Here is a 19,365-nt window from a genome sequence, read left to right as displayed (position 1 = left end):
CGTGAGGATCCTTCACAACCGGACAACCGTGTCGTATCGATCAAGCGTTGATGAACTTCACCGCAACCGGTCGAGGTCCGCGCCCGACTTGTCGACCAGCGCGCGCATCGCCTCGTACGCCGACTCCGGGTCACGCGCCGCGATCGCAGCGACAACCGCGCGGTGCGAGGGCACCGGGTCGTCCTCGACGCGGCCGTGCACGAGCTTGTCCCGCTCGGCCAGCCCGATCGCGATGATCCGCTCGACCTGCGTCAGGAACGCGTTGTGCGTGGCGGCCATCAGCAGCCGGTGGAAGTCGAGGTCCGCCCGCACGGTCGCGGCCAGGTCGCGGGCCGCGGCCATCCGGTCCAACGCGGCCGAAAGCGCCTCGATGTCGGCGTCGGACGCGCGCTCGGCGGCCAGGCGAGCGGCGGCGGGTTCGACGATCACGCGCATCTCGGTGAGCTCGTCGAACAGGCCGTGGTCGGCGTCGGCCTGGGTCTGCCAGCGCATCACGTCGGTGTCGAGCAGGTTCCACGACGAGCGCGGCTGCACGAACGTGCCGCGCTTCTGCCTGGCGTCGATCATGCCCTTGGCCGTCAGCACCTTCAGCGCCTCACGCAGCGCCGTCAGCGACACGTCCAGTTCTTCGCGCAGCGCCGGGAGGTCGAGGGTGTCGCCCTCGCCGATTTCGCCGGCGAGGATCCGGCCGGCCAGCGCCTCGACGGTCTGGCCGTGCACGCCACGCAGCCGCTTCTCGCTCATGGGGCCAGATCATACGGCACATCATAAATTATGAATTATTCTTGACTTGATCATGGGCGAAGCGCAGTCTTGGGCGCCATGGACAGGCGTCACTTCCTCCGCGTCACCGCTGCCGCGGGCGCTGGACTGCTGGTCAGCGGCACAGCATCCTGCGCCACGTCGGCGTCTTCCGGCCCGGTCGCGCAGACCGCGGGCACGGCCACGATCCAGTCGAACCTCTCGGCGCCCGCGGCGAAAGCGGCGATCGAGGCGCTGGTGAAGGCGTTCAACGACAGGAGGGGTGCGCAGGTCTCGGTCAACACCGTGGCGTCCGAGACCTTCCGCACCCAGCTGCCGAGCTACCTCACCTCGGCCAACCCGCCCGACCTCTTCACCTGGTACCCCGGTTCGCTGCTCAAGGGCTACGAGGAGAAGGGCCTGCTGCTCGACGTCAGCGACGTCTGGCAGACCATGGGCGACTACCCGCAGGCGTTCAAGACGTTGAGCGGCAAGGTCTTCGTGCCGACCACCTACTACTGGTGGGGCTTCTTCTACCGCAAGTCCAACTTCGCCAGGTGGGGCGTCACGCCGCCGAAGACGTGGCAGGAGTTCGTCGCGCTCTGCCAAACGCTGCAGGGCAAGGGAGTCGTCCCGCTCGGCATGGGTGCGGGCGCCGACTCGCCGTGGACCGCGTCCAGCTGGTTCGACTACTTCAACATCCGCATCAACGGCGCGCCGTTTCACCGCGAGCTCCTCGCGGGCAAGCAGCGGTTCGACGACCCGAAGGTCAAGGCGATCTTCACGCCGTGGCGCGAAGTGCTGCCGTACACCGACCCGAACGGCACCGCGATCGGCTTCCAGGAGGCGACGACCGCAATGCTGCAGGGCCGCACGGGCATGCTGCTCACCGGCGCGTTCTTCGCCGACGCGGCACCGAAGGACGCGATCGACGACATCGACTTCTTCCGGTTCCCGATCATCGACCCGAAGGTGCCGCTCGCCGAGGAGGGGCCGACCGACGGGTTCTTCGCGAGCGCCAGGTCCCCGCACGTCAAGGAGCTCAAGGAGTTCCTGACCTACGCGGCGACGGCGGAGGGCCAGGAGGTCTACCTCAAGGCCTCGTCAGGCACGGTCCTGCCGACGCATCCGGGCGCCAAGGACACTGGCACACCGCTGGTGCAGAAGGGCCGCGCGCATCTCAAGGAGGCTGCGGAGATCACCCAGTTCTTCAACCGCGACTCCAGCGACGCGCTGCAGCCGACCGCCGACGCGGCGCTGGTGAAGTTCCTCCAGCAGCCCGACCAGCTCGACTCGATCCTCGCGACCTGGCAGAAGGCCGCCGAGCAGGTGTGGTCGGCCTGATCATGCGCCGTGTTCCCCCGATCCTGCTCCTGTTCGTCCTCGTGCCGTTGCTGGTGGAGGGGTTCTGGGTCTTCTGGCCCGCGCTGCAGGGTTTCTGGCTCGCGCTGACGAACTGGGACGGCGTGTCCGCACCCCGGTTCGTCGGCCTGGGCAACTTCTCCCGGATGATCGACGACCCGGTGTTCCACACCGCCGTCACCAACACCGCGATCTGGCTGGTGCTGTTCGGCGGGCTGTCCGCGGCCGGCGGGCTCGGGCTGGCCGTGTTGCTGCAGAAGGAACGCCGGGGCGTCGGCGCCTACCGGGCGGCGTTGTTCGTGCCGGTGGTGTTCTCGCTCGTCGCCACGTCGTTGATCTGGCAGGTGCTGTATCAGCCGGGCGGGATCTTCGACAGCAGTCCGCTCGCCGACCCCGACACGGCGCTGTACGCGGTGCTGGTGCCGGCGCTGTGGCGGCAGGTCGGGTACGTGATGGTGCTGTACCTGGCCGGGCTCAAGGGGATCGACCCCGGGCTGTACGAAGCGGCCACTTTGGACGGTGCCACGGCTTGGCAGAAGTTCACCCACGTCACCTGGCCGCAGCTGCGATCGGTCAACTCGGTCGTGCTGTCGGTGATCGTGATCGACTCGCTGCGGTCGTTCGACGTGGTGTGGTCGATGACGCGCGGCGGGCCCTACCACTCGTCCGAGCTGCTCAGCACCTACATGTACGCGACCGCGTTCCAGTCGCTGAAGCTCGGCTACGCGAGCGCTCTGGCCGTGGTCATCTTCGTGCTGGCGTTCGGCGTGATCGTGACCTACCTCGTCCGCGCGTTCCGGGAGAACTGATGTCGAACCGAGTTTTCCACGCCGTGGCGGGCACGATCTCCGTGCTCTGGCTGCTGCCGATCGTGGCCGTGCTGGTCACGGCGGTGCGATCGTTCGACGACATCGCCGCGAACGGACTGGCCGCGTTCCCGCAGTCGTTCACCCTCGCCGGGTTCGGTGACGCCTGGACGAACGGCGGCGCGTCGGCCATGTGGAACAGCGTGCTGGTGACCGTGCCGACGGTGTTCCTGTCGCTGGCGTTGAGCTCCGCGGCGGCCTATGCGTTGAGCCGCTTCGAGATCCCCGGCCGGCGGACGATCATCCTGTTGATGCTCGCCGGGAACCTGCTGCCACCGCAGATCCTGCTGGTGCCGGTGTCGAAGCTGGCCGAGCTGCTCGGCATCTACGACACGCTGATCGCGTTGATCGTCGTGCAGGTCGGGTTCGGGCTCGGCTTCTACACGTTCGTGCTGCAGGGTTTCATGCGCGCGATGCCGAACGAGGTGCAGGAGGCGGCGACCATCGACGGCGCCGGTCCGGTGCAGATCTTCTGGCGGATCGTGCTGCCGATGACGAGGCCCGCGCTGGCTGCTCTCGCCGCACTGGCGTTCACCTGGATCTTCAACGACCTGCTGTGGGCGATCACCGTGCTGCGGTCGTCGTCCGTCATGCCGGTCACGCCGGCGCTGCTCGCGTTGCAGGGCCAGTACGTCTCCAACTGGAACGTCATCGCGGCCGGGTCGGTGATCGCGGCCGTCCCGACGGTGGCGGTGTTCCTGCGGTTCCAGCGGCACTTCATCTCCGGACTCGCGGTGGGAGCAGTCAAATGACGTGGACGCTCAGGATGGCCACCACCTCCTACACGGTGGCGGTCGAACCCGGCGGCCGGTGGGCGGAACTGGTTGCGTGGGGTCCGCACGGCGTGGAGTGCGGGCCGTCGCCGCTCAAGAACCTCGGCGAGATCCACTTCATCACCGAGGCCGATGCGGCACCGGTCGAGTACGTGCCGCGTGGCCAGCGTCCCTTCACCGGCGCTGACCTGGAGCTTCCCGGCGACTCGTGGTTCATGTTCGACGGCGCCATCGAGTCCGGTGGCGTGCTGCGGCTGGTGTTCGTCGACGCGGTGGCCGGACTCCGCGCGGTGCTCTGCTACCGGCCCGAAACCGAGGTCGACGTGCTGGCGCGGTGGGTCGAGCTGACCAACACGTCCGGCGGGCAGCTGCGTCTCGACCGGATCGGATCGGCGGGCGTGTGCCTGCCGGTTCGCAGCCCACGACTGTCCTTTCTGCACGGTGAGTGGGCGCGCGAGTTCCAGCTGGAGCACGTTTCCCTGCCCGCGGGTGGATTCAAGATCGGCAGCTCCTACGGCGTTCCCGGGCACAACTTCGCGCCCTGGTTGTCCGTGGACGACACGTGGGGCGTGTCGCTGGCGTGGTCCGGGTCCTGGGAGATCACCGCCGAGGTCGAGCCGTCCGGACTCACGCGTGTGCGTGCCGGAATGCTCGGCCCGGTCGTGGTCGGGCCGGGGGAGACCGTCACGACGCCTGAGGTGGCGCTGGCGTACTCGACGGACGGCCTGGCACGGGTCTGGCATGCCTACGACCGGCTGCGATCGAGGCCTGGGCGGAAGCCCGTCCTCTACAACTCTTGGGAGGCCACGGGATTCGACGTCGACCTGCCCCGTCAGCTCCAACTGGCGCGGATCGCCGCCGACCTCGGTGTCGAGCTGTTCGTGGTCGACGACGGCTGGTTCGTCGGCCGCCACGACGACACCGGTGGCCTCGGCGACTGGTACCCGGAGTCGCCGGACTTCGGCAGGTTCGTCGAGGACGTGCGCGGGATGGGCCTGGAGTTCGGGTTGTGGGTCGAACCGGAGTGCGTGAGCCCGAAGTCGCAGCTCTACGCCGACCACCCGGACTGGGTGTACCGGACCGCCGGCCGCGAGCCCACGCTGATCCGCAACCAGCTGCTGCTCAACCTCGGTCTGCCCGAGGTGTTCGAGTTCGTCGTGTCCACACTGGACCGCCTGCTGACCGAGTACCGGATCAGCTACCTGAAGTGGGACATGAACCGCCCCGCCACCGAACGCGCCGGCGAGCTCGACAACGCCCACGTCCGCAACTACTGGCGCGTGCTCGACCACCTGCGCGTCAACCACCCGCACGTGCTGGTCGAGGGCTGCGCGGGTGGCGGCGGCCGTACCGACCTGGCCACCACCGGCCGGGTGGACGTGGTGTGGCCCAGCGACAACACCGCGCCGCTGGACCGGTTGAAGATCCAGCGCGGGTTCCTGCACATGCACGCGCCGCACCTGATGTCGTCTTGGGTGACTGACGCGCCTGGGATCTTCGACGCCCGGCCGCGCTCGTTGAAGTTCCGGTTCGTGCTCGCGATGGCAGGTGTGCTGGGCATTGGTGCCGATGTTCGCCAATGGTCGCAGGAGGAACGCGAAGAAGCCGCCGTGCTCATCAAGAAGTACAAGGACATCCGCGATGTCGTGCACACGGGTGAGGCGCATCTGCTGGACGACGCGGTCCAGTACTCCGGCGCTGATCGTGTGGTCGTGCTGGCCTGGAACACCGGGACGCTGACAGGGGTGCCGATTGTGCCCGGCCAGTCGTCGCGGGTGAAGCTGAAGGGGCTGACCGCACAGTCCTATGTGGATGAAAACGGTGACGTGTATTCGGCCGCGCACCTGACGTACGTCGGCTTGCCGCTGAACTGGTCGCTCACCAATGACGCTGAAGTGGTCGTCCTCAGGCCCGTACCAGGGCCTTGATCTCCTCGATCGGCGTGCGGGCGAGGGCCGAACCGACCCCGCACGCCACCGCGCCCGCTTCGAGCCACGCAGGTACGTCCGGCGGCGCCACCCCACCGGTCGGCACCAGCGGCGCATACGGCAGCACGGCGAGCACGTCCTTGACCCATTGAGGCGTCGGCGCGGGGAACACCTTCACCGCGTCCGCCCCGGCCTCCAGCGCCTGCACGACCTCGGAAACGGTGCCCGCACCCGGCAACACGGCCGCCCCGTAGCGATGGCCCGCCCGGATCACCGACACGTCCAGGTTGGGCGCCACCAGGAACTGCGCGCCCGCACGCACAGCGGCCACCGCGGAAGCCTCGTCCAGCACGGAACCCGCGCCGATCGTCGCGTCTGGATAGTCCAAGCGCAGCTGCCGGATCGCGTCCAACGCACCAGGGTTGGTCAACGGAAGCTCAAGCGCCTCGAGACCCGCGTCCAGCAACGGAACAGCGGCCTGAACAGCAGAAGCGGTGTCGCCGGTGCGGATGATCGCGATGATGCCCTGTCGCACCACAGCCTGGATGATCTCGTAGCGGTAGCCCACCCCGTCAGCCTACTACACATAAATTACGAATTATTGTAGGCTTCGGCCTACCAGCTCTAGGAGAACCTGCATGAAGTGCGCGGTGGTGTCGGGTGCGGCAGCGGGAATCGGTGCCGCCACGGCACAGCACCTGACCGACAACGGGTATCGGGTGATCGGCATCGACATCACCGGTGACGTCGCGGTGAAAGGCGACGTCAGCGATCCGGAGACGTGGCGGCGAGCGGTCGAGCTGAGCGACGGCGGCGTGGACGCGTTGGTGAGCAACGCCTTCACGGTCGCGGTCAAGCCACTCGACGCCACCTCTCCTGCCGAGTGGGAACGGCAGCTCGCGGTCAACCTCGGCGGCGCCTTCCACGGCCTCCAGGCCTGCCTGCCGTCACTGCGTGAGCGCGGTGGTTCCGTCGTGCTGGTCTCATCGGTGCACGCGCACTTCGGCATCCCCGGCCACGGCGCGTACGCGGCCTCGAAGGGCGGCCTGGTAGCACTCACCCGCCAACTCGCCGTCGAGTACGCGCCGGACGTCCGGGTGAACGCGGTGCTGCCCGGTCCCGTGCTGACGGCGGCGTGGGACCGGGTGTCGGAAGAGGATCGCGAACGCAGTGCCCGGGCCACCCCGGCCGGCCGCCTCGGCGACCCGGCCGAGGTGGCTTCGGTGATCGGTTTTCTGTTGTCTCCGGGGGCGTCGTTCGTGACGGGCGCGGAGATTCTGGTCGACGGCGGCTGGTCCGCGGCGAAGGACAGTTCATGAAGGTGACGGCGGTCGAGACGTTCCTGGTCGAGCCCCGCTGGTTGTTCCTCAAGGTGAGCACCGACGAAGGGGTGAGCGGCTGGGGCGAGCCCGTGGTCGAGGGCAGGGCCGAGACGGTCCGCGCGGCCGTGCACGAGCTCGCCGAGCTGGTGATCGGCCAGGACCCGTTGCGCGTCGAGGACCTCTGGCAGGTCCTGCGGCGCGGCGGTTTCTACCGCGGTGGCCCGGTGCTGTCGTCGGCGCTCTCCGGCTACGACCACGCGTTGTGGGACATCGCCGGCAAAGCGCGCGGCCTGCCCGTGCACGAGCTGCTGGGCGGCCCGGTCCGCGACCGCGTCCGCGCCTACTCGTGGGTGGGCGGCGACCGGCCGGACGGTGTCCACGAGGCGGTCGCCCAGCAGGTTTCCGAAGGCTTCACCGCGGTGAAGATGAACGCCACCGCCGAGATGCGGCCCATCGCGTCGCCTGCCGAAGCTCATGCCGTGCTGGAACGTGCGCGTCAGGCTCGCCTCGCGCTGGGACCGGACGGCGACTTGGCCATCGACTTCCACGGTCGCGTTTCTCCTGCCATGGCACGACGTCTGGTGCGCATGCTCGAGGAGGTGCAGCCGATGTTCGTCGAGGAACCGGTGCTGCCCGAGCTGCCGGCCGACGTGCTGGCATCCGTGGTCCAAGCCTCGACCGTGCCGATCGCGACGGGGGAGCGGCTGTACTCGCGCTGGGAGTTCAAGCCCGTGCTGGACGCGGGTGTGGCGGTGGTGCAGCCCGATCCGTCGCACGCCGGCGGCATCTCCGAACTGCGGCGCATCGGCTCGCTGGCGGAGATCTACGGGGCGTCGATCGCGCCGCATTGTCCACTCGGGCCGATCTCGCTGGCGGCGTCGCTGCAGGTGGCGTTCACGACGCCGAACTTCCTGATCCAGGAACAGAGTGTCGGCATGCACTACAACGGCACCGATCCCACCTACCTGGTGGACATGGCGCCGGTGCGGGTGGTGGACGGCTGGATCGCGCGGCCGACCGGGCCGGGGCTGGGGGTCGAGGTCGACGAGGCGGCGGTGCGCAGGGCCGCGGAGATAGGGCACTCGTGGCGGTCGCCGGTCTGGCGGCACGACGACGGCTCGTTCGCCGAGTGGTGACCTGCCAGAACGTGCTTCACCGTGGTCTAGCGGCCTCGACCAGCGCGGTCCTCAGCTGCTCCAACGCATGGGCCGCGCGCCGGCCAACGACGGCGATACGACCGACGCCGCGGTCGCGCCGGTCACCGGCCAACAAGGCTGGGGCAACGTCATGTACATCCCGGCCGCGCCTTGGTGCCCGCGCAACGAGCGCTACGCCGAGGAGATCGCGCAAGCCCGCGCGACCGGCTCCAGCCCGAGCGACTTTCCTGCGGAGCACCACGAACGGACTTGGTCACGACCCGAACAGCACCCGGAACACCGCGCCCTCACCAGGCGCGGTGTCCAGTTCAACCTTCCAGCCGTGCGCAGCCACCAACGCCGCCACGATCGCCAGCCCCAGCCCGCTCCCACCCGGCCCACGAGCGGAATCCGCGCGGTAGAACCGTTCGAACACCCGTGAAGCCTGCTCAGCGGCCATCCCAGGCCCGTGATCAGCCACTTCGATCGCGGAGTCAGAAAGCCGAACCTCGATCGGCGAGCCGGCAGGCGTGTGCGTCAGGGCGTTGTCGAGCAGGTTGGTCAGCACCTGCCGCACCCGAGCCTCGTCCCCCTGCACCAGCACCGGCTCGCCAGGAAGCTCCAGCGACACCGTGCGCTCAGGATCCCGCACCCTCGCCTCGACCACCGCATCGGTCACCAGCACCACGAGGTCCACAGTGGACAACACCAGTGGCTGTGCGGAATCCAGCCGCGCCAGCTGAAGCAAATCGTCGACCAGCAACCCCATCCGGGACGCCTGGTCCTCGATGCGCCGCAACACCTCGGCCGGATCCGGAGCCGCGCCCTGCCGGTAAAGCTCGGCATAGCCCCGAATCGACGTCAACGGCGTTCGCAGCTCGTGCGACGCGTCGGCGACGAACTGACGCATCCGGTTCTCCGACGACACCCGCACCGCGAACGCCTGCTCGATCTGCCCGAGCATCGTGTTCAGCGCCGAAGCCAGCCGCCCGACCTCGCTACCGGGCCGCCGCACGGGCACCCGCCGAGAAAGGTCTCCGGCCGCGATCTCGCCGGCGACCTGCTCGACCTCCTCCAACGCCCGCGTGGACGACCGCACCAGCACGTACCCGGCCATCCCCACCAGGATCAACGCGCCGAGGCTGATCAGCAGGAACGCCAGCCGCAGGTCGCCGACCGCCTTGTCGACGTCCGACTGGTCCGCCACCGCGACCAGCTCCGCGCCGTCGAACTGCCGCATCACGATCCGGTGCGTGCCGGACGTGACGTGCTCGCCGGGCTTCAACGTCCCGTACCCAGGCAGTCCCTCGACCGGCGTGCCCGCCACGACCCCGTTCGCGTCGCGCAGCACCATGTTGTCGCGCAGGGGCAACGTCCGCGGCATCGACACCACCCGATCCAGCCGCGCGTCGACCTGGCCGAGGAGGTATCGCTCCATCACCTGCGAGCCGATCAGCCACGTGCTGAACAGGCCCGCGGCCACCAGGGCGACGAGCACGACCACGAGCCGCGCGCGCAACGTCATGGGCGAATCATGTACCCGATGCCGCGGACGGTGTGGATCAGCCGCGGCTCCGAAGCGTCCACTTTGCGCCGCAGGTACGAGATGTACGACTCGACCACGCCGACGTCGCCGTCGAAGTCGTTCGGCCACACCTGGTCGAGGATCTGCGCCTTCGACAGCACCCGCCCGGAGTTCCGCATCAGGTAGTGCAGCAACCGGAACTCCGTCGGCGACAGCTCGACGACCCTCGACCCGCGCCGCACGATGTGGCTCTCCACGTCCAGCGACAGGTCACCGCACGTCAGCTGCTCGCTTTCGTGCCCGGGCCGGGTACGGCGCAGCACGGCCGTCACGCGGGCGATGACCTCCTCCAGGCTGAACGGCTTGGTGATGTACCCGTCGCCGCCGATCGTCAGGCCGGTGATGCGGTCGTCCGTGCTGTCCCGCGCGGTCAGGTAGAGCACCGGCACCCGCACACCGCTGGAACGCAGCCGCCGCACCACCTCGAACCCGTCGCGGTCGGGCAGCATCACGTCGAGCAGCACCAGATCGGGCGACTCGACGCGGGCAGCTGTCAGCGCTTCGCCGCCGGTCGCCGCGCTGGACACGGCGAACCCGGCGAACCGCAGGCTCGCGCACAGCAGCTCGCGGATGCTGGGTTCGTCCTCGACGACGAGCAGCCGGCCACGTTCCACGCGTTGATCCTGCATCACCCGGTCGTCGGCCGCTGCGTGATGGTCTGCCCGTTCACCGTGCCGTCCTCACCCGCCTGACCTTGCACGACGACCTGCTGGCCGGCCTTCAGGTCGTCGAGCTTGCCCTCGGTCGTGACCTCCACCTTCGTCGAGTCCGAAGTGGACACCTTGACGATCTGGCCGTTCATCGTCTTCACGTAGACGGTCGTGCCCTCGATGCGGTCGATCGTGCCGATGGTGCCGCGCCCGCCGTTGCCCCGCTGCTGCCCACCCGTCGGCGGCGTGCCGTTGAACTGGCGTGCGGCGTTCTGGAGAGTTTGCGCGGAGCCGAAGGACTTCTGCACGAACACCCCGCCGACGAACGCGACGATGGCGAGCACCGCGACACCCAGGATGATCGTGGACTTGCCGAATCCGGTCTTGCGCTCCTTCAGTTCTGCCGAGATGTCGTTCTCGAGCGGCTGGTCGAGTGGGTTGGTCACAGAAATCTCCCTATTCATGCCTGAGGGCTTCGATGGGACGGAGCTTCGCCGCGCGCGAGGCGGGGTAACTGCCGAAGAACAGGCCGATCAACGCCGACACCGCGAACGCGAGCAGCACCGACGACGGCACGAGCACGGGTTTGATGCCCGCGATGGTGAACTGGCTGCCGATCAGGCCCGCGGCCACGCCCAGCGCCCCGCCGAACAGGCTCAGCAGCGTCGCCTCGATCAGGAACTGGCCCAGGATCGACGACCGGGGCGCGCCGACGGCCTTGCGGATGCCGATCTCGCGGATCCGTTCGGTGACGGTGACCAGCATGATGTTCGTGATGCCGATCCCGCCCACCAGCAACGAGATCGCGGCCACCGACGCGAGCAGCACGGTGAACGTCTCCGTCGTCGCGGTCCGCGCGGTGAGCAGCTGGTCCTGGCTGAGGATCCGGTAGTCGGGTGTGGTGGTGATCTTGTGCCGGCCGTTGAGGATCGTGGTGACCTGGGCCTGCGCGTTCGGCAACGCGTCGGCTGAGCGAGCCTGCACCACGATCTGGGTGAGGCTGCCGTAGCCGGTCAACGCGTTCTGCGTGGTCGTGAGTGGTGCGACGGCCATGTCGTCGGCGTCCTGCAGTCCGCTGGAACCCTTGGCCGCCAACACGCCGATGACGGTGAACGGGATGTTGTTGACCAGCATGGACTTCCCGATCGGATCGAGGCCGGGAAAGAGCTGCGTTGCCACGGTCGCGCCGATCACGACGACCTTGCGCGCCTGCTGGACGTCGTTGTCGGAGAACAGGTTGCCCTGGGCGACCGCGCTGTTCGTGGTCTCGAAGTAGCGCGGGTCGGAGCCGATGAACTGGCTGATCGCGTAACTGGTCGTGCCGTAACCGGCGGTCGCCTGGGCCGACACGACCGGCGACGCGTACTTGACGTCGGGGGAGTCGGGGCCGACCAGCGCTGCGGCATCGGCCGTGGTCAGCGGCTTGACCGTGCTGCCGGGCTGGGCGCGCAGCGGGCTGATCGTCAGGATGTTCGTGCCGAGCCCGGCGATGCTCTGCTGCACCGCGCTGGACGCGCCGTTGCCGACCGCGATCAGCAGGATCACCGACGCGACGCCGATCAGGATGCCGAGTGTGGTGAGGCCGGACCGCATCTTGTTGGCGGTCAAGCCACGTACGGCGAACGCGGCGATTTCGAAGATCCTCACACCAGCACCCCCGCGACCCCGTCTGAGTGAACACAGCCGTCGACCACACGGACCGTGCGCATCGCGTGTGCTGCGACCGAGTCCTCGTGCGTGATCAGCACGACGGTGCGACCGCTGGCGTTGAGGCGGTCGAGGATGCCCAGGACCTCGCGGCTGGAGTCGGTGTCGAGGTTGCCGGTCGGTTCGTCGGCGAGCACGATCGCGGGCGACGTGACGAGCGCACGTGCGATGGCGACGCGTTGTTGTTGCCCGCCAGACAGTTCGTTGGGTCGGTGGTGAGTGCGGTCTGTGAGACCAACGAGGTCGAGCGCAGCGAGCGCTCTCTCTCGACGTTGGGCACGTCGAACTCCCGCGTACACCAGCGGGAGCTCGACGTTCGCCAGTGCCGTCGTGCGCGGCACCAAGTTGAAGGACTGGAAGACGAACCCGATCTTCCGGTTGCGCAGCAACGAAAGCTGCTCCTCGTCGAAGTCCCCGGTGTCGATCCCGTCCAGGAGGTACTTGCCGGACGTCGGCACGTCGAGGCAGCCGAGGATGTTGAGCAGCGTCGACTTCCCCGACCCGGACGCGCCCATGATCGCGATGTACTCGCCCTGCTCGACCGTGAGATCCAGGCCCCGCAACGCGTGCACGGCCGTGTCGCCCGCGCCGTACGTCTTGCGGAGGTCCCTGACCTCGATCACCGGGCTCATCGACCGGTCCCGGTGAAGCCGCCGCCGTTGCGCTGGCCGCCGGTGCCGGGCAGGTTGCCCTGCTGTTGCTGCTGACGGTTCTGGTTGGTCGAGGTGGTGACCGGCGGCAGCACGACCTCTTGGCTGGCGGTCAGACCGGACTTGATCTCCACGTACTGGTCGCCGCGCACGCCGACTTCCACGGCCTTGCGGGTCTCCGCGCCGTTCTCCATGACCTGCACGGTGCTTTGGCCGTTAGCCGTCTGGACGGCCGCAGCGGGGACGGCGAGGACGTTGGTGGCTGCCGCGACGGTGACCTCGACGCTCGCCGACTGACCAGGCCGCAGCCCGGCCGGCGGTGCGGTCAGGGACAGCGTGACGCCGTACTGGACGACGTTGTTCGACGTCGTGGGGGTGAGGTCGACCTGCGCGACCTTGGCCTGGATCGGCTGCCCCTGCATGGCGTTGACCGTGACGGTCGCGGCCTGGTCGGCCTTGAGCTTGCTGACGTCGGACTCGGAGACGTTGGCGTGCAGCACGAGGTTCTTCAGGTCCGTCACGACGACGAACCCGGACGCGGCGTTGCTGCCGACCTTCTGCCCGACGGACCCGGTGATCGACGTGATCGTGCCGTCGCCGGGCGCCGTCAGCGTGGTGCCCGCGAGCGTGTCCTGCGCCTGCTTCAACGCGAGCTCGGCCTGCCGGTACGCCGTGGTGGCCGTGCCCTTCAACGCTGCTGTGTCGAGGTTGTCCTGCGCGATGTCGACCTGCAGCTGCGCCTGCGTGGAGTCGAGCTTCGCGAGCTGCTGGCCCTTGGTGACCGTGTCGCCGACCTTGACGTTGATCTCGGTGACCGTGCCCGCGGCGCCGAACGTCGCGGAGGCGCTGAACGAGCTCTGCACCGTCCCGGACGCCGTCACCACCTCGCTCACGTCCCGGTTCGCGGCCGCGGCGGTGCGGGCGGCGGTGGTCTGGGCGTTGCCGGAGGAACCGAAGAACACCAGGTAGCCGGCCACACCGGCGCCGAGGAGCACCACCACCAGCAGTCCGTTGATCAACAAGGATCTGCGACGTCGAGTCATGGGCAGGGATCGTCGTCTGCCAAGCTGTGGTGCGGCTGCGAGTTCTCTGGCAGTCTGCTGAAGATCAGCTGCTCTCCGTTTTCACCCGAATGAGCATCTTGTTGCTTTTGGAGCAAGCTCTAGCGTCGATGGCATGGCCACGACTACTCCATCCACCGCGTACAGCCGGGATCTGGGCGACGAACTACGCCGCCTGCGCGAAACCTGCACCGGTTTGTCCGGTGCCGCACTCGCCGTCCGGCTGGGCTGGGACCCGAGCAAGCTCTCCACCGTCGAGACCGGCAAGTACCGCGCGAGCGAGATCGACCTCGTGCAGTACTTGTCCATGTGTGGCAAGGACATCGACTACTTCGAGGACTTCAAGCGGAAGTATCGCAACGCCTTCGAGGAATACATCGTGCAGGTGCCGGACAACCTGCGCACGCTCGCGATGGCCGAGTCGACGGCCACGAAGATCATTCGCTACGACGCGCAGGCTGTGCCGGGCCTTCTGCAGACGCCGGAATACGCAGACGGCGTCTACCGGGTCGCCGGCCTGGTGACAGAGGATCGCATCCCGACGCTGGTTCAGCATCGGACCGATCGTCAGGCGATCCTGCGGCGACACGATCGGCCGGATTGCTTGTTCTACGTCCACGAGCACGCACTGCAAACGCGGATCGGTGATGAGCAGATCATGGAGGACCAGTACCTCCGGCTGCTGTTCAGCGCGCGCCTCGTCCGGATCATCCCCGCGGATGTGCCGGTGATCGCGTCGAGTTGCACGTTGTGGGAGTACGAGAAGGCGATGCCTGTGGGGTTCGTCGACACCGACCACGCGAACATCTTCGTGCAGGATCCAGGTGCGATTGTGCGCATCAGGCTGCTGTTCGACCGTTTGGCTGAGGTTGCCTTGGATGAGGAACAATCGCGGAGCAAGCTGGCGGAGTACGTCGGCCGACCGCGAGAGGACCTCGATGACGCAGGAACGCACTTGGCGTAAGAGCAGCTACAGCGGTGGTGCGGAGGACAGCGACTGCGTCGAGGTGTCGCTGTCCTCCGACGCTCTTGTTCGTGATTCGAAGAACCCCTCCGGAGGCGTGCTGACCTTCTCTTCTGCGGCTTGGCAAAACTTCCTCGAATCTCGTTGAACCGTCACCCGTCTCGCTACGTGTTCCCGCCGTCGAACGGATCAAGGGGGACGGGGTCATGGCGGACGAGATGACGGTGTTGCTGCCGAAGCAGGGCGCGTCGATCACACAGCTGCGCCGACCGGCACCGCTGCGCGTGGACGTGGCGGGTGGCGGTCCGGTCGGTCTCGCCTTCGCGTGCACGCTGAAGTCGCTGCTGGGCGACCAGGTCGCGCTGCGCGTGCACGACCGCCGCTGGATGCGCCGCGGCGACCGCGTGGTGTGGCGCGGTGCCGCGGAGGGCAACAACCGCCGCGAGCAGGTCGTGACCCTGCAGAGCAACGTGTGGGCAGCACTGCCTTCCGCTGTGCGGCAGCGCCTGTTCGTGCCCGGCAGGTTCTCCGAGATGTGGCCGCTGGGCCCGGACTCCCCGGAGTCCAAGGGCCGGCCGCGCAACATCAAGATCCGCTGGATCGAGGACGCCCTGCTGGACATGGCGCAGGACGCGTACGACATCGAACTCGTCCCGCAGGCGTACGAGAAGCCCGACCGCTGGGACGGCCTGCACGTCCTGGCCATCGCCGACGGCGCCCGCTCCGCCACGCGCGACTCGTTGTCGTCGTTCTTCGGCACGCCGAGCCGCGAACTGTTCTCTGTGGACGGTTCGCCGCTCGACGAGCGCGTCCTGGGCATCCGCGTCAACGCCAAGGCCCCGGACGAGCACACCGTGCCGTTGACGGTGGCCCAGAACAGGTTCCTCTTCAACTCGCTCGGCGGCGGCTTCATCAACATGCGCCTGACCGGCGAGGAGGCCTCCGAAATCGTGGCCCTGGGCTCCAGCGGCCCCGTCGCGTGCATCGGCAAGTTCGGCTGCACCATGCGGCCTTCCGGGACGCGCTTCGTCTGCGACCGCCACCGCGCCGTCTTCAAGCCGTCCGTGGACAAGCTTTCCTACCTGTGGCCCCGGATTCTCGACGGTCTGCGCTTCTTCGGCGTGGGCGCGGCCGACGTCGTCGGCATCAACTCGTTCACACTGGGCATGCAGCAGATGTCGAAGTTCACCGCCCAGCTGGCCCCCTCGACCTTCGGGTTTCTCGTGGGCGACGCCGCGAACTCCCTGCACTTCTGGCCTGGACGTGGCTTGAACACGGGCTTGAAGAGCGCGCTGTCGCTGGCCATGAACCTGCAAAAGCGTTGGCGCGGCTCAGCTTTCCGCGCCGCCGACTTCGCTCAGCACGAAGGCATCATGCAGCAGCTCCAGTACCGCGAGAAGTCGCGCGCCTGGACCACCATGCTCATGCCCGACTCCGAGGGTGTGCCGCGCGGCATCGAGGACCGCATCCGCGAGGGCCTGCAGGGCCCGTTCGACCGCGCCGCGCTCGTGCAGACGTTGTTCGCGCGCGTCCTGGACATCAAGAAGCGCCTCGAAGGCCGCATGGGCTCGCTGGCCACCGACGAGTGGTACTACGGCCGCATCAACGCGCTCGACACCCGCACCCTCAAGGTGATGGTCGAGTCCGGCGCCTGGATCACCCGCGAGATCGGCGGCGAGGAAGTCGTCGTGCCGTCAGCCGAGCCCGTTGTCTCCGAACCGGTGCGCCGCGGCCTGTCGCTGGTCTCCTGATTCGTTCGGTGCGGCCACCGGCGATCGGGCCTTGTCGAATCCGGCAACGCGCGATCGACGTAGGGGTGAGAGATCACCGCGACCGAGTGGCCAGACGAAGGGAACGACCATGGGTAGGACGCCGCTCCGGCTTTACATGTCCATGTCCGTCGACGGGTACATCGCCGGGCCGGACGACCGGCCGGGCCAGGAACTCGGCCACAACGGAGGGCGGCTGTTCAACTGGCTCGACGACCGGCTGTCCGAGGGGATCAACGGGCAGGTGTACGCCGAGGCCGTGTCGACCGGCGCCGTGATATCCGGGCGCCGCACGTTCGAGCTGGCCGGTCGATGGCACGGCGATCACCACGACGGCGTGCCGATCAACGTGCTCACGCACCACATCGACCCGGCCGACGAGCCACCGGGCAGCGCGAAGTTCTACACCGACGTCAACGCGTGTGCCGCCGATGCCCGAGCAGCAGCTGGAGATCGAGCGGTACTGGTCCACGGAGCGGGTGCGGCGCAGGCATTGCTGGCGGCCGGCCAACTCGACGAGCTCGAACTGCACGTCGTCCCCGTGCTGCTGGGTGGCGGACGGCGGCTGTTCGAGCCGACCGGACTCGGCCACGTCGAACTGGAGCTCGTCCGCCGGCTCGAAGGCCGCGACGTCACGCATCTGCGCTACCGCGTGCAGGGCTGAGGATCAGGACAGCGCGTCGATCGGTGCGACCGTCACCAGCTTCTGCACGGCGCGGGCGAGCTGGTCGTCGAGTGTGATCAACGCGTCTGCCTGGAGCTGGGTCAGCGCGACGTACTCGGCGACCAGGGTGTCGGGCCAGCCGAGCTGGTCGGCGACCTTCCAGGCGGTGGCCTGAAGGACGCGGTCCCCGAGCAGCCGGATCCGCAGTCCGCGCAGGTGGTCGAGTCGTCGATCGGCCTCCTTCTTGGTCATCTCACCGCGGTGCACCGCTTGGTAGAGCAGCGACAGCGTCTGCGAGCGCAGCAGCGTCGGAGCCAGGACCTGGTGTCCGGCACCGATCACGGTCCGGTCGTGGGCCAGGCGAACGGCCACGTCCGGACCGATCACGTACCTGGTCATGCGAGGAGCCCGGCCAGTTCGGCGGGCTTGGTGAGCATCGGCCAGTGGCCGGAGTCGAGGTCGACGAAGTCGAGGTGCTTGACCCTGGCGAGCTCGGGCACGTCGCCCGCGCTGATCCACTCCTGGGCCTGGGCGGGGGTGAACTCGGGGCAGATGACCACGACAGGGACGTCGAAGCGTCGCTCGTCGGTCAGGCGCACGACGCCCGTGGCCACACCCTCGGGAACAGGGATCGCGGTAGCTGCGAACGTGCGCCTGGCTTCCTCGTCGAGGTCGGCCGAGTCCGGTCCTTCGAACGGTTCCCAGCCGGGGAAGGGCATGACGCCGTCCCGCAGCTCGAAGAAGTCGGCGTAGGGCTTCCCGTCACTCGTGGGGAACCCGCCGATGAGGACGACCTTGGAGATCTTGTCCGGACGCGCGTCCGCGGCCAGCCACGCCAGGGAACAGGCGGCCGAGTGCCCGACCACCACGAGCTGGTCGGAGGTCGCGTCCACGGCGGTGAGCACGGCCGCCACCTGGTCGTCGAGCGTGGCGGAGGCGGATCCGTCGCCCTGGCCGGGCAGGGTCAGCGGCACGGGCCGGTGGCCGAGCGACCGCAGTGTGGACGCGACGTCGTCCCAGGCGGATCCGTCGAGCCACAGGCCGGCGATGAGCAGGACGTCCACGATCAGTTCTCCCTCTGCTGCGCGGCCGGGGTGGCCGCGGTGCCTCGTCACGCTAGAGCCAATTCCGGACGATCTGCTTCCGGTTCAGCGGGTGATCGCCTAGCCTGCCTCGGTGCCGAGTGAACTCAGCCCCACCGCCAGGGCACTGCGCACGCTGGAGATCCTTCAGGCGCGTCCCGGCACGACGGCTGACCAGCTCGCCGGGAGACTCGGCGTCACTGAACGTGCCGCCCGCCGCTACATCGGGATCCTCCGCGAGGCGGGCATCCAGGTCGAGTCGTCTCGAGGCCCGCACGGCGGCTACCGGCTCCGGCGCGGCACGCGGCTGCCGCCGATCGTGTTCACCCAGGCGGAGGCGTTGGGCCTGGTCATGGCTGTGCTCGACGGCCAACCGGCCGCAACCGTTGCCGACGACCCGGTCGGTGCCGCCCTCGGCAAGGTCATCCAGGCGCTGCCGGAGAACGTCGGCCGGCAGGCGGCCGTCCTGCGCGAGCACGCCAAAGCCGCGCCCGACCGGCAATCGGCCCACCCGGATCCCGCCATCACCAGCGCACTCGTCGCCGCCGTCGCAGCCAGGCGTCGGGTGCTGATCGCGTACCAGAGCGAGCGCGGTAACGCGTGGAAGGCCGAGGTGGATCCGTGGGCGGTCGTGGTCCGCCACGGACGCTGGTACCTGTTGTGTCATTCCCATCGGGCAGACGCGATCCGCACCTATCGGGTCGACCGGATTCGCACGGTTTCGCAGACAACCCACGAGTTCGTGCCACCCGGCGACCTCGACCCGATTGCGGCGCTGGAGGAGAACCTGGGCACGGGCTGGGAGTTCCCCACCCGTGTCGTGTTCGACGCGCCGCTGGCCGAGGTCGCACCCTGGGTCCGGCCTCCCATGGGACGGCTTCAACCGTCGGGGGACGGGTGCGTGCTCGTCGGCAGCACCAGCAATCCGGCGATGTACGCGCAGGAGTGGTTGGCGGCCGTGCCGTTCGCCTTCCGCGTCGAGGGCGGAGACGAACTGCGTGCCGCGGTCGCAGCGGTCGCGACGCGCTTCGCCGCAGCCTTGGCGCCGCAGGACGGATAGCGCTTGCCGGGCGAGCCGGTAGCCGCCGTCCACGCCGGCACATCC

21 protein-coding genes and 1 pseudogene are annotated in these 19,365 nt (G+C 68.5%); 12 read left to right on the top strand and 10 right to left on the bottom strand.

The genetic code is table 11. The features are described 5' to 3' along the window. Positions 1-57: 57 nt before the first annotated feature. Entirely contained in the window at positions 58-744 is a 687-nt protein-coding gene (locus DI276_RS23435) for a FadR/GntR family transcriptional regulator (RefSeq protein WP_112266795.1), read from the bottom strand. A 78-nt stretch (positions 745-822) separates the two neighbouring features. On the opposite strand from DI276_RS23435, the gene DI276_RS23430 reads away from it, so the two are divergent. Genes DI276_RS23430 through DI276_RS23415 form a run of 4 tightly spaced genes read left to right on the top strand, consistent with a single transcriptional unit; the run spans position 823 to position 5,670 of the window. Further along, positions 823-2,085 carry an ABC transporter substrate-binding protein gene (locus tag DI276_RS23430; protein ID WP_112266793.1) on the top strand — a complete coding sequence of 421 codons (1,263 nt, stop codon included), beginning with the start codon at positions 823-825 and terminating at the stop codon, positions 2,083-2,085. A 2-nt stretch (positions 2,086-2,087) separates the two neighbouring features. Beyond that, a complete protein-coding gene (locus tag DI276_RS23425) occupies positions 2,088-2,912 on the top strand; it encodes a carbohydrate ABC transporter permease (protein ID WP_112267649.1) in 825 nt (274 codons plus the stop codon). Then, complete coding sequence (locus DI276_RS23420; RefSeq protein WP_112266791.1) at positions 2,912-3,721, top strand: carbohydrate ABC transporter permease; 810 nt, start codon at positions 2,912-2,914, stop codon at positions 3,719-3,721. Before DI276_RS23425 ends, DI276_RS23420 begins: the two co-directional genes overlap by 1 nt. After that, the gene (locus DI276_RS23415; protein ID WP_112266789.1) at positions 3,718-5,670 is read left to right on the top strand and encodes an alpha-galactosidase; all 1,953 of its coding nucleotides are present in this window, start codon (positions 3,718-3,720) and stop codon (positions 5,668-5,670) included. Before DI276_RS23420 ends, DI276_RS23415 begins: the two co-directional genes overlap by 4 nt. Here DI276_RS23415 and DI276_RS23410 read toward each other — a convergent pair. After that, positions 5,648-6,238 (bottom strand): bifunctional 4-hydroxy-2-oxoglutarate aldolase/2-dehydro-3-deoxy-phosphogluconate aldolase, encoded by a 591-nt coding sequence (locus DI276_RS23410; protein WP_112266786.1) that lies wholly within the window; start codon positions 6,236-6,238, stop codon positions 5,648-5,650. The genes DI276_RS23415 and DI276_RS23410 overlap by 23 nt on opposite strands. Before the next feature lie 70 nt (positions 6,239-6,308). Between DI276_RS23410 and DI276_RS23405 the strand changes: the two genes are divergently transcribed. The 3 genes and pseudogenes from DI276_RS23405 to DI276_RS53055 all read left to right on the top strand — a co-directional run. Continuing rightward, complete coding sequence (locus tag DI276_RS23405; protein ID WP_112266784.1) at positions 6,309-6,989, top strand: SDR family NAD(P)-dependent oxidoreductase; 681 nt, start codon at positions 6,309-6,311, stop codon at positions 6,987-6,989. Further along, positions 6,986-8,128 (top strand): galactonate dehydratase, encoded by a 1,143-nt coding sequence (gene dgoD, locus DI276_RS23400; protein WP_112266782.1) that lies wholly within the window; start codon positions 6,986-6,988, stop codon positions 8,126-8,128. The genes DI276_RS23405 and dgoD overlap by 4 nt, the downstream gene beginning before the upstream one ends. 67 nt (positions 8,129-8,195) lie before the next feature. Beyond that, positions 8,196-8,393: pseudogene (locus DI276_RS53055) on the top strand (YbiU family protein); the annotation flags it as partial. Between the two features lie 9 nt (positions 8,394-8,402). Here DI276_RS53055 and DI276_RS23390 read toward each other — a convergent pair. Genes DI276_RS23390 through DI276_RS23365 form a run of 6 tightly spaced genes read right to left on the bottom strand, consistent with a single transcriptional unit; the run spans position 8,403 to position 13,763 of the window. After that, the gene (locus DI276_RS23390; RefSeq protein ID WP_112266778.1) at positions 8,403-9,653 is read right to left on the bottom strand and encodes a sensor histidine kinase; all 1,251 of its coding nucleotides are present in this window, start codon (positions 9,651-9,653) and stop codon (positions 8,403-8,405) included. Further along, complete coding sequence (locus tag DI276_RS23385; RefSeq protein WP_112266776.1) at positions 9,650-10,342, bottom strand: response regulator transcription factor; 693 nt, start codon at positions 10,340-10,342, stop codon at positions 9,650-9,652. Before DI276_RS23385 ends, DI276_RS23390 begins: the two co-directional genes overlap by 4 nt. Then, complete coding sequence (locus tag DI276_RS23380) at positions 10,342-10,809, bottom strand: hypothetical protein (protein ID WP_232836857.1); 468 nt, start codon at positions 10,807-10,809, stop codon at positions 10,342-10,344. Before DI276_RS23380 ends, DI276_RS23385 begins: the two co-directional genes overlap by 1 nt. 10 nt (positions 10,810-10,819) lie before the next feature. Next, positions 10,820-12,010, bottom strand: coding sequence for an ABC transporter permease (locus tag DI276_RS23375; protein ID WP_112266772.1), 1,191 nt, complete (start codon positions 12,008-12,010; stop codon positions 10,820-10,822). Further along, positions 12,007-12,702 (bottom strand): ABC transporter ATP-binding protein, encoded by a 696-nt coding sequence (locus tag DI276_RS23370; protein WP_112266770.1) that lies wholly within the window; start codon positions 12,700-12,702, stop codon positions 12,007-12,009. The genes DI276_RS23375 and DI276_RS23370 overlap by 4 nt, the downstream gene beginning before the upstream one ends. After that, entirely contained in the window at positions 12,699-13,763 is a 1,065-nt protein-coding gene (locus DI276_RS23365) for an efflux RND transporter periplasmic adaptor subunit (protein ID WP_112266767.1), read from the bottom strand. The genes DI276_RS23370 and DI276_RS23365 overlap by 4 nt, the downstream gene beginning before the upstream one ends. A 133-nt stretch (positions 13,764-13,896) precedes the next feature. Here DI276_RS23365 and DI276_RS23360 point away from each other — a divergent pair, with 133 nt between their 5' ends. The 4 genes from DI276_RS23360 to DI276_RS23345 all read left to right on the top strand — a co-directional run bounded on the left by DI276_RS23360 (position 13,897) and on the right by DI276_RS23345 (position 17,178). Then, positions 13,897-14,745, top strand: a complete 849-nt coding sequence (locus DI276_RS23360) for a helix-turn-helix domain-containing protein (RefSeq protein ID WP_112266765.1) — start codon at positions 13,897-13,899, stop codon at positions 14,743-14,745. Beyond that, the gene (locus DI276_RS23355; RefSeq protein ID WP_408610570.1) at positions 14,660-14,893 is read left to right on the top strand and encodes a DUF397 domain-containing protein; all 234 of its coding nucleotides are present in this window, start codon (positions 14,660-14,662) and stop codon (positions 14,891-14,893) included. Before DI276_RS23360 ends, DI276_RS23355 begins: the two co-directional genes overlap by 86 nt. A gap of 58 nt (positions 14,894-14,951) precedes the next feature. After that, positions 14,952-16,496 (top strand): Rossmann-fold NAD(P)-binding domain-containing protein, encoded by a 1,545-nt coding sequence (locus tag DI276_RS23350; protein WP_112266752.1) that lies wholly within the window; start codon positions 14,952-14,954, stop codon positions 16,494-16,496. Between the two features lie 109 nt (positions 16,497-16,605). Next, positions 16,606-17,178: a dihydrofolate reductase family protein gene (locus DI276_RS23345; RefSeq protein WP_112266750.1), complete on the top strand. Its 573-nt coding sequence runs from the start codon at positions 16,606-16,608 to the stop codon at positions 17,176-17,178. 3 nt (positions 17,179-17,181) lie between these two features. Here the strand turns inward: DI276_RS23345 and DI276_RS23340 are convergent, their stop codons facing one another. Then, on the bottom strand, positions 17,182-17,577 hold the full coding sequence (locus DI276_RS23340) for a type II toxin-antitoxin system VapC family toxin (RefSeq protein ID WP_112266748.1): 396 nt from the start codon (positions 17,575-17,577) through the stop codon (positions 17,182-17,184). Further along, the gene (locus DI276_RS23335; protein ID WP_112267647.1) at positions 17,574-18,242 is read right to left on the bottom strand and encodes an alpha/beta fold hydrolase; all 669 of its coding nucleotides are present in this window, start codon (positions 18,240-18,242) and stop codon (positions 17,574-17,576) included. The genes DI276_RS23340 and DI276_RS23335 overlap by 4 nt, the downstream gene beginning before the upstream one ends. A gap of 112 nt (positions 18,243-18,354) precedes the next feature. On the opposite strand from DI276_RS23335, the gene DI276_RS23330 reads away from it, so the two are divergent. Beyond that, positions 18,355-19,320, top strand: coding sequence for a helix-turn-helix transcriptional regulator (locus tag DI276_RS23330; RefSeq protein ID WP_112266746.1), 966 nt, complete (start codon positions 18,355-18,357; stop codon positions 19,318-19,320). The last annotated feature ends 45 nt before the right edge of the window (positions 19,321-19,365 follow it).

It is taken from the genome of Lentzea terrae (assembly GCF_003265345.1).
GTDB lineage: Bacteria > Actinomycetota > Actinomycetes > Mycobacteriales > Pseudonocardiaceae > Lentzea > Lentzea terrae.
The sequence above is the reverse complement of the archived record's forward strand: the minus strand, read 5'-3'. Positions and strand labels throughout refer to the sequence as shown.